Genomic DNA, 17,015 nt, shown 5'->3' on the forward strand with positions numbered 1-17,015 from the left:
AACAGACCGAGCTGGCCTAGTCGTCGTCGCTGCGGTGCAATCCTCTGCGCGCCGAGAGCAGCTCGAATTCCGGGTGTGCCGCGACCAGCCGTTCGGCCCGGTCGAGAACGTCGAGCGCGTGCGCCCGATCGGCCGACACCACCGCCAACCCGATCCCCGCGCGACGATGCAGATCCTGTGACCCGGTCTCGGCGGCGGACACGCTGAACTTGCGGTGCAGTTCGGCGACGACCGGGCGGATCACCGAGCGTTTCTGCTTGAGGGAGTGCACATCACCCAACAGCAGATCGAATTCCAGCCAGCCGATCCACACGGTGCGCTACGGCGTCGGCGACGGGCTGGCGGGCGGCGCGGGTGCCGGGCTGGGTTCTGAGCCGGGTGCCGGGGGAGGTCCGGGCGGCGGCGGCGACGTCGGGGGCAGCGTTCCCGCATTCTGCATGGCCAACAGCATCTCCGCGGTCTTGCGTGACAGCTGCCATCCGCCCTGGAACGGGGTGAACTCCATCGGGAAGGTGAACTCGCGGTGCTGCGGGTTGGCGGTGGTGACCACGACGGTGGCCATCGCGTTCGACGGGTTCTGACTTGACCAGGCGATGTTGTTGGCGACGAACGTCATCGGCAGGTAGCCGCCGTCACGTGCGGCGGTGGTGAAACGGTCCAAGGCGCCGACGGTATCCGGACCGGAGCCCTGAACAAGATTCAACTTCTCGGCACCAGGCACGGCTGGATCGGCAAGCCGAACCAGGATGTCGCTGAGAGCTTCGGGCGCGGGCAGGGGAGCGGTTGGCGGGGCGGCCGGTGCGCTCGACGAGGCAGCTGGCAGCGACGAATCGTTGGCGCCCATATTCTTTGCGGTGTCATGCGAACAGCCAGCTATCGCGACCGCCGCTGTGACGAGGGCGGCGCTCAGTGTTACGCGGACGTTGCGGGACATTCGTTTGCGGGCGCGGTTATCGCCGATAAGTGGGTAACCAGCGGAATGAAACGTAAGTCACATCCGGGCTTGCGCAGCCTGTCGTCGCATCGATAAGAATGCCTGTGGCTAGGGATTTCGTCGTCACAGAAGTCCTTTCGCGCGGCCCGAGTAGAACCCGAGATTACCAGCGTGACCCAACTTGTAACTTTTCAAGGGCATTTGACTGCGCACATCATTCGCGGTTGGCCGGTAGCTTGGATGTATCCGCCACGCCATTCCTGGTGCGGGAAAGGAGCGCAACATGGGTGACTCAGAGCGTTCTGAAGCATTCAAGAACCCCCGCGATATCCCCCTGTCCAGCGAAGATGCTGCCGAGTTGGAACAGTTGCGTCGTGAAGCAGCAGTGCTGCGCGAGCAACTGGACAACGTAGCGGCCCATCAGAGCTCCACGCGCACGGCCCGCGACGTCCATCAACTCGAAGCCCGTATCGACTCACTCGCCGCGCGCAATTCCAAATTAATGGAAACTCTTAAAGAGGCTCGCCAACAACTGCTGGCGCTGCGCGAAGAAGTGGACCGGTTGGGGCAGCCGCCCAGCGGTTACGGCGTGCTACTCGGCACCCACGAGGACGAGACCGTCGACGTGTTCACCTCGGGTCGCAAGATGCGTCTGACGTGCTCGCCGAACATCGACACCTCGTCGATGCGGAAGGGCCAGACCGTCCGGCTCAACGAGGCACTGACCGTGGTCGAGGTCGGGACGTTCGAATCGGTCGGTGAGATCTCTACGCTGCGTGAGGTGCTCAACGACGGGCACCGGGCGTTGGTGGTCGGCCACGCTGACGAGGAGCGCATCGTCTGGCTGGCCGAACCGCTGGTCGCTGAGGACCTGCCCGAAGGGCATCCCGACGCCCTCAACGACGACAGCCGCCCCCGCAAACTGCGGCCGGGTGACTCGCTGCTGGTCGACACCAAAGCCGGCTACGCGTTCGAGCGCATCCCGAAGGCCGAGGTCGAGGACCTGGTGCTCGAAGAGGTGCCGGATGTCAGCTACTCCGACATCGGTGGTCTGACCCGTCAGATCGAGCAGATCCGTGACGCCGTCGAGTTGCCGTTCCTGCACAAGGATCTGTACCGCGAGTACGCGTTGCGTCCGCCCAAGGGTGTGCTGCTCTACGGCCCGCCCGGTTGCGGTAAGACCCTGATCGCCAAGGCGGTGGCAAACTCGCTGGCGAAGAAGATGGCGGACCTGCGTGGGGACGACGCCCGCGAGGCCAAGTCCTACTTCCTCAACATCAAGGGCCCCGAACTGCTCAACAAGTTCGTCGGCGAGACCGAGCGGCACATCCGGCTGATCTTCCAGCGGGCCCGGGAAAAGGCCTCCGAGGGCACCCCGGTGATCGTGTTCTTCGACGAGATGGACTCGATCTTCCGCACCCGCGGCACCGGCGTCTCCTCGGACGTCGAGACCACCGTGGTGCCGCAGTTGCTGTCCGAGATCGACGGTGTCGAGGGACTCGAGAACGTCATCGTGATCGGCGCCTCCAACCGCGAGGACATGATCGACCCGGCCATCCTGCGGCCCGGCCGTCTGGACGTGAAGATCAAGATCGAGCGCCCGGATGCCGAAGCGGCACAGGACATCTTCTCCAAGTACCTGGTGGACACGCTGCCGGTGCACGCCGACGACCTCGCCGAGTTCGAGGGCGACCGCGGTGCCTGCATCCGGGCGATGATCGAGAAGGTCGTCGAGCGGATGTACGCCGAGATCGATGACAACCGGTTCCTGGAGGTCACCTACGCCAACGGTGATAAGGAAGTCATGTACTTCAAGGACTTCAACTCCGGGGCAATGATCCAGAACGTCGTCGACCGGGCGAAGAAGAACGCGATCAAGTCGGTGTTGGAGACAGGCCAGCCGGGTCTGCGCATCCAGCACCTGCTCGACTCGATCGTCGACGAGTTCGCCGAGAACGAGGACTTGCCCAACACCACCAATCCCGATGACTGGGCGCGGATTTCGGGCAAGAAGGGTGAACGGATCGTCTACATCCGCACCCTGGTCACCGGCAAGTCGTCGAGCGCGTCGCGGGCCATCGACACCGAGTCGAACCTGGGTCAGTACCTGTAGCCCAGGCGCGTTCAGACTCAGGTCACCAGCGAATAGCTGTTGGTCAGGTCATCCTGCAGTACCTGAGCGGCTTGGGTGGTGGTGTCGACGCGCAACTCGTCGGAGAGCACACGCGAGTGATACGCCCAGCCCGTCGGCAGGTTGAGTCGCTCGCCGAGCTTGGGCAGATCCGCCCGCGACAGGTTGGGGTCGGCCACCTGGCTCCAGGTTTGCATCACCCACTGCCGGCCGTGCGGGTCCTGAAGTTCGTAGATCTCCTGGCCGGCGTCGAAGACGAACACCGTGTTGCGGCTCACCTGGTTGACGGTGTACGGCGACGGGTTCATCGACGAGAGCAGCACAGTGGCCTGCAGCAACATGTCGATGCCCCCGAAGGTCTTGATGATCTGCATTCCCGCAGAGGGCTTCTCGATGCTGTTCATCAACCAGTAGCGCGGACCGTTGAGTAGCGCTGTGGCCGCACCGTTTTCGGTTGCGATGGCGTGAGCGTCCAGAGCCGACCAGAGCTCGGCCGGACAGTCGTTGAGCGGGAAGCTGTTGTAGACGGTGGCTTGCGGACCCGCCTCGCCGGGGGTTACGAGAAGTACTTCGCCGTAACGCTTCCCGGACAGGTCACCCGCGGCATGGCGGGATGTGGAACTCGATTGTGGGGCTGACACAGGGTGAACCTAATCACCCAGCTCACCAGCGTCAATCATCGGCGTAGTCGCTACCGGACCGCGATACCGGCCACGCGCTACCAGGGCGGCCCGCAGGTCGGCGATCAGCGGGTCGACGAACGTCGCGCGGTAGTCGTCGTCGCCGGCCGCGCGGGCGCTGACGTACATGAAGGTCAACGCCCCCAGGAATAAGCACAAATGAGTCAGCGAATCAGGCACGGGAACCGTCAGGTTCAGAATCGTCGAGTTGGCCTCGGTGGTGCGGGCCCACTCTTTGAGCAGGGCCGGAGTCAGCACGATCAAACCGAGGACCACATAGATCCCGCTAGTGAGCGCCGCGACCACCGTGATCTGGGTCAGTTGCGAGGCGACCAGCACGAAAACTACGTTGACGCGCTCAATCCTGCTCAACGCGGGTGCGTTCGGCGGGTCCGGCATCGCCGCAAAGGGCGTGTCGGTTAGGCGTTCTGCCTCGTCGGTGACCCCGGTTGGCGAGCGCAGCATTGGCCGGATACGTTCTGCGGTCGCAGAGACCACGAACGCGGCGGCGATGCCGACCAAGAACACCACTGCGAGCGCCAATCGGCCGCCGGTGATTGTCGCCGACATCAGCCAGACATTGCCATTGAAGAAGACCAGGGTGGTCAGCAGAACTACCGGCAGCGCCCGAACCGCGAGGCCGCCGATCGTGGTGAGGTGCGACAGCGTCATGCGGGCCGACCAACCGGCGACGGACCCGACCCCAAGTCCGGTCAACAGCATCAACACCGCGGCGGTGCCCGCAGCGTTGCCGAGATGCTGCGGTCCGTTCTGGAGAGCAATCACGATCCCCACCAGCGCTGTAGACACCGTCGAGGCCGTCGCGCGTCTACGACGGTCCGCCATCCGCGACACCAGCCAACCGACGACCGCCATCGCCACCGGGGCCAGTCCGAGGAGCACCAATAGGAAAAAGTCCCGAGGGGTGAGCTGTCCTTCGATCACGATGTGTTCCGGGTCCGCGACGAACAGGATCGGCAGAGTCCAACAGTGCAGCGTGGCGTAGGCCGCCAACATCGGCGCCGACCGCGGCCAGAGTCGTCGCCACCGCCCGCGTGTCGTCAGCACCGACGGCAGACCGCGCTGCAAGAACCAGCTTTCCGCCTGGTCCGTGGCCGATGATGGGCTCATGGCGGGTCACACTAGCCCGTTCACTCTGCGGGCAGGGTGCGGCTTAGTCGCACTTTGTCGCCCTAGACGCAGAGCCAAGGGCGGGGGAGCAGCCCCCGCAGGGGCTGCATCGTCGGCGGGCTCGGCTTGATTGCCCGCCTCCTCACCAGCCCCCGCAGGGGCTGCATCGTCGGCGGGCCTAGGCTTCAAGGCATGCAACGGATTATCGGGACGGAGGTCGAGTACGGCATCTCCTCGCCGTCGGACCCGACCGCCAACCCGATCCTCACCTCGACCCAAGCCGTTCTGGCCTATGCCGCGGCCGCCGGCATCCAGCGCGCCAAACGTACCCGCTGGGATTACGAGGTCGAATCGCCGCTGCGCGACGCGCGTGGGTTCGATCTGAGCCGCTCGGCCGGACCGCCACCCGTCGTCGATGCCGACGAGGTCGGCGCGGCCAACATGATCCTGACCAATGGGGCCCGGCTCTACGTCGACCACGCCCACCCGGAGTATTCGGCGCCGGAATGCACCGACCCGATGGACGCGGTGATCTGGGACAAGGCCGGCGAACGGGTGATGGAGGCGGCCGCACGGCATGTCGCCAGCGTGCCCGGTGCCGCGAAACTGCAGCTCTACAAGAACAACGTCGACGGCAAGGGTGCGTCCTACGGATCGCACGAGAATTACCTGATGTCGCGGCAGACGCCGTTCTCGGCCATCATCGCCGGCCTGACGCCGTTCCTGGTGTCGCGGCAGGTGGTGACCGGATCCGGGCGCGTCGGCATCGGCGCCTCCGGTGATGAGGCCGGCTTCCAGTTATCGCAACGGTCGGACTACATCGAGGTCGAAGTCGGCCTGGAGACCACGCTCAAGCGCGGCATCATCAACACCCGCGACGAACCGCACGCCGACGCCGACCGGTACCGACGGCTGCACGTCATCATCGGTGACGCCAACCTCGCCGAGACCTCGACCTACCTGAAGCTGGGCACCACCGCCCTAGCGCTGGACCTGATCGAGGAAGGGGTCGACCTCAGTGACCTGGCCCTGGCGCGCCCGGTGCACGCCGTGCACGCGGTCAGCCGCGACCCGTCGCTGCGTCAGACCGTCGCGCTGGTCGACGGTCGCGAGTTGACGGCCCTTGCGCTGCAACGGATCTACCTCGATAGGGTCGCCAAGCTGGTCGACAGCCGCGACCCGGATCCCCGTGCCTCGCACGTCGTGGAAACCTGGGCACACGCACTCGATCTGCTCGAACGGGACCCGATGGAGTGTGCCGAGCTGCTGGACTGGCCGGCCAAGCTGCGGCTGCTGGAAGGGTTTCGCCAGCGCGAGAACCTGAGCTGGTCGGCGCCGCGGCTGCACCTGGTGGATCTGCAGTACTCCGACGTGCGATTGGACAAAGGCCTGTACAACCGCCTGGTGGCGCGCGGATCGATGAAGCGCCTGGTTAGCGAGCATCAGGTGCTCGAGGCGGTGGACAACCCCCCGACGGACACCCGCGCATACTTCCGCGGCGAGTGCCTGCGCCGGTTCGGGGCCGACATCGCCGCGGCCAGTTGGGACTCGGTGATTTTCGACCTCGGCGGTGACTCGCTGGTACGGATCCCGACGCTGGAGCCGCTGCGTGGCAGCAAAGCACATGTGGGGGAGTTGCTGGATTCGGTGGACAGCGCCGTGGAGCTGGTGGAACAGCTGACGCGGTGACCGGTTGACGGCGTGGTCAGACCGACGAAATGTCGGGGCCGACCGGTAGGGTAGAGAAAAGTCAACGGGCGAATGGACACCCGCCCGAAGGGCGTATGACGAGCAGGAGGCGGCGATGGCGCAGGAGCAGACCAAACGCGGCGGTGGCGGCGGCGATGACGACGACGTCACCGGTGCGGCGGCCGCTGGCCAGGAACGCCGCGAGAAGCTGACCGAGGACACCGACGATCTGCTCGACGAGATCGACGACGTCCTGGAGGAGAACGCCGAGGACTTCGTGCGGGCATACGTCCAAAAGGGCGGCCAGTGACCTGGCAGTCGCCCGATCGCCTACCCATCAACTCAGCACTTCCCGGATCCTCAGGCATAGACCTGTCGTCGTTTGCTGACTTCCTGCGCCGTCAGGCACCGGAGTTGCTGCCCGTCGGGGTCACTGGTGCCTCGCTCGGCGACCAGCTGCCGCACGGCACCACCATCGTCGCGCTGAAGTATCCGGGCGGAGTCCTGATCGCCGGAGACCGGCGATCCACGCAGGGCAACATGATCGCCGGGCGCGACGTGCGCAAGGTCTACATCACCGACGACTACACCGCCACCGGCATCGCAGGCACCGCGGCGATCGCGGTCGAATTCGCCCGCCTCTACGCGGTCGAACTCGAGCACTACGAGAAGCTCGAAGGCGTGCCGCTGACGTTCGCCGGCAAGGTGAACCGGCTGGCGATCATGGTGCGCGGCAACCTGCCCGCCGCCATGCAGGGCCTGGTGGCGCTGCCGCTGCTGGTCGGTTACGACATCCATGCCGCCGACCCGGAGTCGGCGGGTCGCATCGTGTCCTTCGACGCCGCCGGCGGCTGGAACATCGAAGAGGAGGGCTACCAGTCGGTGGGCTCGGGCTCGATCTTCGCCAAGTCGTCCATCAAGAAGCTGTATTCCCAAGTCGCCGACGCTGATTCGGCCCTGCGGGTCGCGGTCGAAGCGCTCTACGACGCGGCCGACGACGACTCCGCGACGGGCGGTCCGGACCTGGTCCGCGGCATCTATCCCACCGCGGTCACCATCGACGCCGACGGGGCGATGGAGATCCCGGAGCGCCGGATCGCTGAACTCGCGCGCGGTGTCATCGAAAGTCGTTCGCGCGCTGATACTTTCGGCCCCGATGGCGGTGAGAAGTGAGCTTCCCGTATTTCATCTCGCCCGAACAGGCGATGCGCGAGCGCAGCGAGCTCGCCCGCAAGGGCATTGCCCGCGGACGCAGCGTGGTGGCTCTGGCCTACGCCGGTGGCGTGCTGTTCGTCGCGGAGAATCCCTCGCGATCGCTGCAGAAGATCAGCGAGCTGTACGACCGGGTCGGTTTCGCCGCGGCCGGCAAGTTCAACGAGTTCGACAACCTGCGCCGCGGCGGCATCCAATTTGCCGACACCCGCGGCTACGCGTACGACCGTCGCGATGTCACCGGCAGGCAGCTCGCCAACGTCTACGCCCAGACGCTGGGCAGCATCTTCACCGAGCAGGCCAAGCCCTACGAAGTGGAACTGTGCGTGGCTGAAGTCGCCCACTACGGCGAGACGAAGGCCCCGGAGCTCTACCGGATCACCTACGACGGGTCGATCGCCGACGAGCCGCATTTCGTGGTGATGGGCGGCACCACCGAACCGATCATCAACGCACTCAAGGAGTCATTCGCCGAGGAAGCCGAGCTGCCCGACGCCCTGCGGATGGCGGTGGAAGCGCTGCGCGCCGGCAGTGCCGACTCCAGTAGCAACGGCCAGGCCAGCGTAGGTGTGGCCAGCCTGGAAGTCGCGATCCTCGACGCCAACCGGCCGCGGCGGGCGTTCAAACGCCTCACCCGGTCGACGGTGGAAAGCCTGCTGCAGGACGGCGAGCCGGAATCGGACAGCGCTGCAGAGTCCGAAGGCGAGTCCCCCGAGTAGGCGCGGCACCGGAGTGCGCCGCGGGTCTGCCGGAAACAGGTCCGACGCGTCCGGTCACAGTTGCGGCACAGGCGCGGCTTGCTGACTGCAGCGGTAGGACAGCAAGTACCCTCGATAACGTGCAGCGACGAATCATGGGCATCGAGACCGAGTTCGGTGTCACCTGCACCTTCCACGGGCATCGTCGACTCAGCCCGGACGAGGTGGCCCGCTATCTGTTCCGCCGCGTGGTGTCGTGGGGACGCAGCTCCAACGTGTTCCTGCGCAACGGCGCCCGGCTCTACCTCGACGTGGGCAGTCACCCCGAGTACGCCACCGCCGAATGCGACAGCCTGGTGCAACTAGTCACCCACGACCGCGCCGGCGAATGGGTGCTGGAAGACCTGCTGGTCGACGCCGAACAGCGGCTCGCCGACGAGGGCATCGGCGGCGACATCTACCTGTTCAAGAACAACACCGACTCCGCGGGCAACTCCTACGGCTGCCACGAGAACTACCTGATCGTGCGCGCCGGCGAATTCTCCCGCATCTCCGACGTGCTGCTGCCGTTCCTGGTCACCCGCCAGCTGATCTGCGGGGCCGGCAAGGTGCTGCAGACCCCCAAAGCCGCGACGTTCTGCCTGTCCCAGCGCGCCGAACACATCTGGGAAGGTGTGTCCAGCGCGACCACCCGCAGCCGCCCCATCATCAACACCCGCGACGAACCGCACGCCGACGCCGAGAAGTACCGCCGTCTGCACGTCATCGTGGGTGACTCCAACATGTCCGAGACCACCACCATGCTCAAGGTCGGCACCGCTGCGCTGGTGCTGGAGATGATCGAGGCGGGGGTGGCGTTCCGGGACTTCTCCTTGGACAACCCGATTCGCGCCATCCGCGAAGTCAGCCACGACGTCACCGGTCGCCGCCCGGTCCGGCTGGCCGGCGGCCGTCAGGCCAGCGCGCTGGACATCCAGCGGGAGTACTACAGTCGCGCGGTCGAGCACCTGCAGAACCGTGAACCCAACGCGCAGATCGAGCAGGTCGTCGACCTGTGGGGCCGCCAGCTCGACGCCGTGGAGAGCCAGGACTTCGCCAAGGTCGACACCGAGATCGACTGGGTCATCAAGCGCAAGCTCTTCCAGCGCTACCAGGACCGCTACAACATGGAGTTGTCCGACCCCAAGATCGCGCAGCTCGACCTGGCCTACCACGACATCAAGCGCGGCCGCGGTGTCTTCGACCTGCTGCAACGCAAGGGTCTGGCCACCCGGGTCACCACCGACGAGGAGATCGCCGACGCGGTGGACCACCCGCCGCAAACCACCCGCGCCCGGCTGCGCGGGGAGTTCATCAGCGCAGCCCAGGCTGCCGGTCGTGACTTCACCGTCGACTGGGTGCACCTGAAGCTCAATGACCAGGCGCAGCGCACGGTGCTGTGCAAAGACCCGTTCCGGGCGGTCGACGAGCGGGTGAAACGACTCATCGCGAGTATGTGACCGAACCCGGCGCTACTCGAACCTGCGCATAAGCTCGCGCCCGCGCATGAAAAGGAGTCGAGGCATCTAACCTAGGACGGATGCCCACTTCGAAAGTCGAACGGCTGGTCAACCTCGTGATCGCCCTGCTGTCCACGCGCGGCTACATCACCGCCGAGAAGATCAGGTCCAACGTCGCCGGCTACTCCGAAAGCCCCACCGCCGAAGCGTTCTCGCGGATGTTCGAGCGGGACAAGAACGAGTTGCGCGACTTGGGCATCCCGCTCGAGGTCGGCAGAGTGTCCAATCTGGACCCCACCGAGGGCTACCGCATCAACCGCGAGGCCTACGCGCTGCCGGAGGTCGAGTTGACTGCCGCCGAGGCGGCGGCGGTCGCGGTCGCCACCCAGTTGTGGGAATCGCCGGAGCTGATCACCGCCACTCAGGGCGCCCTGCTCAAGCTGCGCGCGGCCGGTGTGGAGGTCGATTCCGGTGCCCCGGTGGCCATCGCCTCACCGCCCGGTGTTCCCGGCCTGCGGGGCTCGGAAGACATCCTGGGAATCCTGTTGGCGGCCATCCAATCTCGGCAGGCCGTCCAGTTTCCGCACCGCCCGTCGCGCGCCGAACCGTTCACCACCCGCACGGTCGAACCGTGGGGCGTCGTCACCGAGAAAGGCCGCTGGTATCTCGTCGGGCATGACCGGGACCGCAACGCCACCCGCACGTTCCGACTCTCGCGGATCGGTCCCGGCGTCACGCCCATCGGGCAGCCCGGCGCGGTCACCGTGCCCGAGGATGTTGATCTTCCCGGGATCGTGGCCGCCGCCGTCGCCGAAGCACCGACCGGCGCGCAGGCCAGCGTCTGGGTGGCCGACGGACGCGGCACCGCATTGCGGCGCACCGGCAGGCCGGTCGGCCCGCAGCGACTGGCCGGCCGCGACGGCGACGTGATCGAGATCGACATCGGATTCAGCGACCGACTGGCCCGTGAGATCGCCGGATATGGCGCCGACGCGATCGTGTTGCAGCCGCAATCGCTGCGCGAGGATGTCCTGGCGCGGCTCCGGGCGGCGGCCGCTGTGGCGGAGGCGCCGGCGTGACCCAACTGTCCAACCGGCTGGTGCGGCTGCTGAACATGGTGCCCTACCTGATGTCGAATCCGGAGATCACCAAAGCCGAGGCGGCCGCCGAACTCGGCGTGTCCGACAAGCAGTTCGAAGCCGACCTCAACCAGCTCTGGATGTGCGGTCTGCCGGGCTATTACCCCGGCGACCTGATCGACTTCGAGTTCTCCGGCGACACCGTCAAGGTGACGTTCTCGGCGGGAATCGACCGGCCGCTCAAACTGACGTCGCCGGAGGCAACCGGGCTGTTGGTGGCATTGCGCGCGCTGGCCGACATTCCCGGTGTCGTCGATCCGCAGGCAGCGCGCAGCGCGATCGCCAAGATCGCCGCGGCGGCCGGCGCCGTCGGACATGAGGACACCGTGTCCGCGGTGGAGGAACCGGCGCCGGTGGAGAGCCGCGCCGCAGCGGTCGTACGTGCGGCCATCCGCGACGGACATGCGCTGACCCTCGACTATTACGCCGCCTCGCACGACTCGCTGACCCAGCGGACCGTCGACCCGATCCGGGTGCTGCTGATCGGCGGCCACAGCTACCTGGAAGCGTGGTCGCGCGAGGCCGAGGGGGTCCGACTGTTCCGGTTCGACCGCATCGTCGACGCCACCGACCTGGGTGAACCCGCCTCGCCGCCGGAACCGGCCCGGCAATCGCCGCCGGACACCTCGCTGTTCGACGGCGACCCGTCCTTGCCGTCGGCGACGCTGCTGGTGGCGCCGTCCGCGTCGTGGATGTTCGAGTACTACCCGTTGCGGGAGGTACGCGAACACTCCGACGGCTCCTGCGAGGCGACGATGACCTATGCCTCCGACGACTGGATGGCGCGGCTGGTGCTGGGCTTCGGATCCGAGGTCAAGGTGCTGGCGCCAGAGTCGCTCGCGTCCCGGGTCCGATCCGCCGCGGAGGCGGCCATCGCGGCCTACCAGGCCGCTGAACTCGGCTGATGCCGGTCGCGCCGACGGCGCGCAGCGCGCGTGTCCCGGTGCGGCAGCCGTACTGCGGTAACATCAGGGCCAACGTCTGGAGGTAATCAAAGTGGGCAGTCTTCAACCGTGGCACTGGCTGATCCTGGCCGTTGTGGTGATCGTGCTGTTCGGTGCCAAGCGGCTCCCCGATGCAGCGCGCTCGCTGGGCAAGTCGCTGCGGATCTTCAAGTCCGAGGTCCGCGAGATGCAGAGCGAGAACAAGACCGACGCCGCCATCGAAAACCCCACGCCGGTGCAGTCGCGGCGCGTCGAACACCCCGCGCCCGCGGAGCAGGGTCACACCGAGGCGCGGCCGGCCTAGCCCGGCGGCATTCTGACCGAATGTGGTGAAAGGTTCCAGGGCCTCAGCGCGCGCTCTCGGTCCGCTGAGACGGCTGAACCCGCGTAACCGGCGCAGCCGGGTCAATCCCGACGCGACCATGTCGCTGGTCGACCACCTCACCGAACTGCGGGCCCGGCTGCTGGTCTCGCTGGGCGCGATCGTGGTTACCACGGCGTTCGGATTCATCTGGTACTCCCACCCGATCTTCGGGGTGGAGAGCCTGGGCGAATGGCTGCGCCAGCCGTACTGCGCACTGCCGCAATCGGCGCGCGCCAGTATCAGCGCCGACGGGCAGTGCCGGCTGCTGGCCACCGCGCCGTTCGATCAGTTCATGCTGCGGCTCAAGGTTGGGATGACGGCCGGGATCGTGGCCGCCTGCCCGGTGTGGTTCTACGAGCTCTGGGCGTTCATCACGCCCGGCCTGTACAAGAAGGAACGCCGGTTCGCGGTGGCGTTCGTGATCCCGGCGGCGTTTCTGTTCGTCGCCGGCGCGTTTCTGGCCTATCTGGTGTTGTCCAAAGCGCTCAGCTTCCTGCTGACGGTCGGCAGCGACGTGCAGGTGACCGCGCTGTCGGGCGACCGGTACTTCGGCTTCCTGATCAATCTGTTGGTCGTATTCGGGGTCAGCTTCGAATTTCCGCTGCTGATCGTGATGCTCAACTTCGCCGGTGTGCTCACCTATGAGCGGCTCAAATCCTGGCGGCGCGGCCTGATCTTCACCATGTTCCTGTTCGCCGCGGTGTTCACCCCGGGCTCCGACCCGTTCTCGATGACCGCGCTCGGACTGGCGCTGACCGTGCTGCTGGAGTTCGCCATCCAGATCGCCAGACTGCACGACCGGCGTAAAGCCAAACGCGAAGCCGCCGCCATTCCCGACGACGAGGCATCGCCAATCGACAAGCCCGAGCCGATACCCGCGCCGTCGGTGATCGGCGGAAGTCATGACGACGTCACTTAAGCACCCACGCGCCACCGTTGCGGCGCCCAGCGCCCCTAAATGTGCGACAAAAGGGCATGTTGACCGCCAATTTGGGGACGCTCGCGCAAGCCCGGGCAAGGTGGTGGGGTGACTGATCTGCCCGAGTTGGCCCGATTCAGCGCCGAACTGCCCTTTGCCCTCGACGATTTTCAGCGACGGGCCTGTGGCGCGCTGGAGGGCGGCCACGGCGTGCTGGTCTGCGCGCCGACCGGCGCCGGAAAAACGGTGGTCGGGGAGTTCGCCGTGCACCTGGCGCTGGCCGCCGGCGGCAAATGCTTCTACACCACCCCGCTCAAGGCGCTGAGCAACCAAAAACACTCGGACCTGACGGCCCGCTACGGCAAGGATCGGATCGGGTTGTTGACCGGCGACGTGTCGGTCAACGCCGATGCCCCGGTCGTCATCATGACCACCGAGGTGCTGCGCAACATGCTCTACGCCGATTCGGCTGCGCTGCAGGGGCTTTCCCACGTGGTGATGGACGAGGTGCACTTCCTGGCCGACCGGATGCGCGGGCCGGTGTGGGAGGAAGTCATCCTGCATCTGCCCGACGAGGTGCGGGTGGTGAGCCTCTCCGCGACGGTCAGCAACGCCGAGGAGTTCGGCGGCTGGATTCAGACGGTGCGCGGTGACACCACCGTGGTCGTCGACGAGCACCGGCCGGTCCCGCTGTGGCAGCACGTCCTGGTGGGCAAACGGCTGTTCGACCTGTTCGATTACCGGTCGCAGGGCCCCAAGGACAAGCCGCACGTCAACCCCGAGCTGTTGCAACACATCGCGCATCGCCGCGAGGCCGACCGGATGTCGGACTGGCAGCCGCGCCGGGGCCCACGCGGTGGCCCGGCGCGCGGTGGGGGACGACCCAGGTTCTACCGCCCTCCCGCGCGGCCGGATGTGATCGCGTCCCTGGACTCCGCCGGGCTGCTGCCCGCCATCACTTTTGTCTTCTCCCGGGTCGGCTGCGACGCCGCCGTCCAGCAGTGCCTGCGATCACCGCTCAAGCTGACCACCGAAGCCGAACGGGCCCGCATCGCCGAGGTCATCGACCACCGCTGTGGCGACCTGGCCGACGCCGACCTGGCCGTCCTGGGCTATTACGAGTGGCGCGAAGGTCTGCTGCGCGGCCTGGCCGCCCATCATGCGGGGATGTTGCCCGCCTTCCGCCACACGGTGGAGGAGCTGTTCACCGCCGGCCTGGTCCGGGCCGTCTTCGCGACCGAGACCTTGGCGCTGGGCATCAACATGCCGGCCCGCACGGTCGTGCTGGAGAAACTGGTCAAGTTCAACGGTGAGCAGCACGTACCGCTGACGCCGGGGGAGTACACGCAGCTGACCGGCCGGGCTGGCCGCCGCGGCATCGACGTGGAAGGCCACGCGGTGGTGCTGTGGCATCCGGATGTGGAACCGTCGGAGGTCGCGGGGTTGGCCTCGACCCGTACCTTCCCGCTGCGCAGCTCGTTCGTGCCGTCGTACAACATGACGATCAACCTGGTGCGTCAGCTCGGGCCCGACGAGGCGCATCGGCTGCTGGAGCAGTCGTTCGCCCAGTATCAGGCCGACCGATCGGTGGTCAGCGTGGTGCGCGGCATCGAACGCGGCAAGAGCATGCTCGACGAGATCGCCGCCGAGATCGGCGGTCACGATTCAGCAGTCCTGGATTACGCCCGGTTGCGCGCCCAGATCAGCGAGCTGGAACGTACGGCGGCGCGGGCTTCTCGGCTGCACCGCAGGCAGGCGGCCAGTGATGCGCTGGCCGCGCTGCGTCGCGGCGACATCATCACCATCAACCACGGCCGCCGGGGCGGGCTGGCCGTGGTGCTGGAGTCCGCTCGTGACACCTCCGACCCGCGGCCGCTGGTCCTGACCGAACACCGTTGGGCGGGGCGGATCTCGTCGGCCGACTACACCGGGGCCACGCCCCCGGTCGGTTCCATGACGTTGCCCAAGCGGGTCGAGCACCGCCAGCCGCGGGTACGACGGGATCTTGCGTCCGCGCTGCGGTCCGCCGCCGAGGGGCTGACGGCTCCTTCGGGGCGCCGCGCGAAGGAGAACGCGCATTACGATCCGGAGCTGACGGCGCTGCGCGAGCAGTTGCGCCGCCACCCGCTGCACAGTTCTGCAGGTCTCGAGGAGCAGGTCCGCCAGGCCGAGCGCTACCTCCGGATCGAACGCGACAATGCGCAGTTGCAGCGCAAGGTGGCCGCCGCCACCAATTCGCTGGCCCGCACGTTCGACCGGATTGTCGGACTGCTCACCGAGCGGGAGTTCATCCGCGGCCCGGCAACCGATCCCCAGGTGACCGACGACGGCCGGCTGCTGGCCCGGATCTACAGCGAGAGCGACCTGCTGGTGGCCGAGTGCCTGCGCACGGGTGCCTGGGCCGGCCTGAAGCCGCCCGAGCTCGCTGCGGTGGTGTCGGCAGTGCTGTTTGAAACCCGCGGCGGGGACGGTCCTGGCGCGCCGTTCGGCACGGATGTACCGACCCCGGCGTTGCGCCAGGCGTTGATGCAGACTGCTCGGTTGTCGACGGCGTTGCGGGCCGATGAGCAGACCCACCGGATCGCCCAGAGCCGCGAACCCGACGACGGTTTTGTGCGGGTGATCTACCGCTGGGCGCGCACCGGCGACCTGGCCGCGGCACTGGCCGCCGCCGACGCCGCGGATGCTGGAACACCGTTGTCAGCAGGGGATTTCGTGCGCTGGTGCCGTCAGGTGCTCGACCTGCTGGACCAGGTTCGCAATGCGGCCCCGGACCCCGATGTGCGTGCCGCCGCCAAGCGCGCTATCAATGACGTTCGGCGCGGCGTCGTCGCAGTTGACGCCGGGTAGGCTAGGCCGAGCTACGGTTACATCCGGACGTGATCGACACAGGACTGGACGGCCCAACGCGTGGCCAGGACAAACCGGACTGAGGAGTAACGATGAGTGGACCAGACCCGAGGTGGCAGCAGCCCGGCCAGGGCTCCTCGGACCCGACGGTGGCCGGGTCGCCCTGGCAGCAGCAGCAGCCGGGTCAGGACGCGACCTGGCACGCGCAGTCCTACCCTGCCGCCGAATATCCCGCCGGATACCAGCAGCCGGCCGAGCAGGCCTACCCCCAGCAGCAGTACGCCCAACCCGGGTATGATCCCAACTCGCAGGCCACCCAGTTCGGCGGGACTCCGCAGTACGACCAATCCCAGTACGGGCAGCCCCAGTACGGGCAGGCTGCTCCGTACGGTCAGCCCCAGTACGGCCAGCCGGGTCAGCCCGGCCAATACGGACAACCCGGCCAGTACCCGGGCCAGCCCTCGCCCTACGGCCAGCCCGGCCCCAAGCGTTCCAAAGGCCTCATTTTCGGTGTGGTCGGCGGCATCTTGGCGCTGCTGATCGTGGTCGTCGGCATTCTCGGGTTCGTCGCGCCCGGTTTCTTCGTCACCACCACACTGGACGTCAACAAAGCCAACACTGGCGTGCAGACGATTTTGACCGACGAAACCAATGGTTATGGCGCCAAGAACGTCAAAGACGTCAAGTGCAATGGCGGATCCAACCCGACCGTGAAGAAGGGCGGTACCTTCGACTGCACGGTCAGCATCGACGGCGCATCCAAGCGCGTCACGGTGACCTTCCAGGACGACAAGGGCACCTACGAGGTTGGCCGGCCGCAGTAGC

General features: G+C 66.9%; 16 protein-coding genes. 12 read left to right on the forward strand and 4 right to left on the reverse strand.

The features are described from left to right. Positions 1–16 precede the first annotated feature (16 nt). Positions 17–313: a DUF503 domain-containing protein gene (locus tag AC5Y5Z_RS02145; RefSeq protein ID WP_463824416.1), complete on the reverse strand. Its 297-nt coding sequence runs from the start codon at positions 311–313 to the stop codon at positions 17–19. Between the two features lie 6 nt (positions 314–319). Beyond that, complete coding sequence (gene lppK, locus AC5Y5Z_RS02150) at positions 320–934, reverse strand: lipoprotein LppK (RefSeq protein WP_499923099.1); 615 nt, start codon at positions 932–934, stop codon at positions 320–322. A 283-nt stretch (positions 935–1,217) separates the two neighbouring features. Between lppK and arc the strand changes: the two genes are divergently transcribed. After that, positions 1,218–3,047: a proteasome ATPase gene (gene arc / locus AC5Y5Z_RS02155; protein WP_463824414.1), complete on the forward strand. Its 1,830-nt coding sequence runs from the start codon at positions 1,218–1,220 to the stop codon at positions 3,045–3,047. Positions 3,048–3,064: 17 nt separating this feature from the next. Here the strand turns inward: arc and AC5Y5Z_RS02160 are convergent, their stop codons facing one another. Together AC5Y5Z_RS02160 and AC5Y5Z_RS02165 are read right to left on the reverse strand one after the other, a co-directional pair. Next, positions 3,065–3,706 (reverse strand): hypothetical protein, encoded by a 642-nt coding sequence (locus AC5Y5Z_RS02160; protein ID WP_463824413.1) that lies wholly within the window; start codon positions 3,704–3,706, stop codon positions 3,065–3,067. 9 nt (positions 3,707–3,715) lie between these two features. Further along, positions 3,716–4,876 carry a hypothetical protein gene (locus AC5Y5Z_RS02165; RefSeq protein ID WP_499923101.1) on the reverse strand — a complete coding sequence of 387 codons (1,161 nt, stop codon included), beginning with the start codon at positions 4,874–4,876 and terminating at the stop codon, positions 3,716–3,718. A gap of 192 nt (positions 4,877–5,068) precedes the next feature. Between AC5Y5Z_RS02165 and dop the strand changes: the two genes are divergently transcribed. From dop to AC5Y5Z_RS02220, 11 genes are all read left to right on the forward strand, one after another. Further along, the gene (gene dop / locus AC5Y5Z_RS02170; RefSeq protein WP_463824411.1) at positions 5,069–6,565 is read left to right on the forward strand and encodes a pup deamidase/depupylase; all 1,497 of its coding nucleotides are present in this window, start codon (positions 5,069–5,071) and stop codon (positions 6,563–6,565) included. 115 nt (positions 6,566–6,680) lie between these two features. Next, positions 6,681–6,875 carry a ubiquitin-like protein Pup gene (locus AC5Y5Z_RS02175; RefSeq protein ID WP_065049939.1) on the forward strand — a complete coding sequence of 65 codons (195 nt, stop codon included), beginning with the start codon at positions 6,681–6,683 and terminating at the stop codon, positions 6,873–6,875. After that, positions 6,872–7,738 (forward strand): proteasome subunit beta, encoded by an 867-nt coding sequence (prcB, locus tag AC5Y5Z_RS02180; protein ID WP_499923103.1) that lies wholly within the window; start codon positions 6,872–6,874, stop codon positions 7,736–7,738. The genes AC5Y5Z_RS02175 and prcB overlap by 4 nt, the downstream gene beginning before the upstream one ends. Then, entirely contained in the window at positions 7,735–8,496 is a 762-nt protein-coding gene (gene prcA / locus AC5Y5Z_RS02185; RefSeq protein ID WP_463824409.1) for a proteasome subunit alpha, read from the forward strand. Before prcB ends, prcA begins: the two co-directional genes overlap by 4 nt. A 119-nt stretch (positions 8,497–8,615) precedes the next feature. Continuing rightward, on the forward strand, positions 8,616–9,974 hold the full coding sequence (gene pafA / locus AC5Y5Z_RS02190) for a Pup--protein ligase (protein ID WP_463824408.1): 1,359 nt from the start codon (positions 8,616–8,618) through the stop codon (positions 9,972–9,974). Positions 9,975–10,054: 80 nt separating this feature from the next. After that, positions 10,055–11,053 (forward strand): helix-turn-helix transcriptional regulator, encoded by a 999-nt coding sequence (locus AC5Y5Z_RS02195; protein WP_463824407.1) that lies wholly within the window; start codon positions 10,055–10,057, stop codon positions 11,051–11,053. Next, positions 11,050–12,018, forward strand: coding sequence for a helix-turn-helix transcriptional regulator (locus AC5Y5Z_RS02200; protein WP_499923104.1), 969 nt, complete (start codon positions 11,050–11,052; stop codon positions 12,016–12,018). Before AC5Y5Z_RS02195 ends, AC5Y5Z_RS02200 begins: the two co-directional genes overlap by 4 nt. Before the next feature lie 91 nt (positions 12,019–12,109). Beyond that, complete coding sequence (gene tatA, locus AC5Y5Z_RS02205; protein ID WP_499923106.1) at positions 12,110–12,361, forward strand: Sec-independent protein translocase subunit TatA; 252 nt, start codon at positions 12,110–12,112, stop codon at positions 12,359–12,361. A gap of 118 nt (positions 12,362–12,479) precedes the next feature. Beyond that, on the forward strand, positions 12,480–13,340 hold the full coding sequence (gene tatC, locus AC5Y5Z_RS02210) for a twin-arginine translocase subunit TatC (RefSeq protein ID WP_463824907.1): 861 nt from the start codon (positions 12,480–12,482) through the stop codon (positions 13,338–13,340). Between the two features lie 108 nt (positions 13,341–13,448). Beyond that, positions 13,449–16,190, forward strand: coding sequence for a DEAD/DEAH box helicase (locus AC5Y5Z_RS02215; protein ID WP_499923107.1), 2,742 nt, complete (start codon positions 13,449–13,451; stop codon positions 16,188–16,190). 92 nt (positions 16,191–16,282) lie between these two features. After that, positions 16,283–17,014, forward strand: coding sequence for a DUF4333 domain-containing protein (locus AC5Y5Z_RS02220; protein WP_499923108.1), 732 nt, complete (start codon positions 16,283–16,285; stop codon positions 17,012–17,014). Position 17,015: the final 1 nt, after the last annotated feature.

Source organism: Mycobacterium sp. NGS29 (assembly GCF_059812965.1).

What these genes read in the sequence shown, in the direction of transcription:
- AC5Y5Z_RS02220 (WP_499923108.1), top strand. Translation starts at nt 16,283, where the DNA reads ATGAGTGGACCAGACCCGAGGTGGCAGCAGCCCGGCCAGGGCTCCTCG.
- dop (WP_463824411.1), top strand. Translation starts at nt 5,069, where the DNA reads ATGCAACGGATTATCGGGACGGAGGTCGAGTACGGCATCTCCTCGCCG.
- AC5Y5Z_RS02175 (WP_065049939.1), top strand. Translation starts at nt 6,681, where the DNA reads ATGGCGCAGGAGCAGACCAAACGCGGCGGTGGCGGCGGCGATGACGAC.
- AC5Y5Z_RS02165 (WP_499923101.1), bottom strand. Translation starts at nt 4,876, where the DNA reads ATGAGCCCATCATCGGCCACGGACCAGGCGGAAAGCTGGTTCTTGCAG.
- AC5Y5Z_RS02195 (WP_463824407.1), top strand. Translation starts at nt 10,055, where the DNA reads ATGCCCACTTCGAAAGTCGAACGGCTGGTCAACCTCGTGATCGCCCTG.
- tatC (WP_463824907.1), top strand. Translation starts at nt 12,480, where the DNA reads ATGTCGCTGGTCGACCACCTCACCGAACTGCGGGCCCGGCTGCTGGTC.
- lppK (WP_499923099.1), bottom strand. Translation starts at nt 934, where the DNA reads ATGTCCCGCAACGTCCGCGTAACACTGAGCGCCGCCCTCGTCACAGCG.
- arc (WP_463824414.1), top strand. Translation starts at nt 1,218, where the DNA reads ATGGGTGACTCAGAGCGTTCTGAAGCATTCAAGAACCCCCGCGATATC.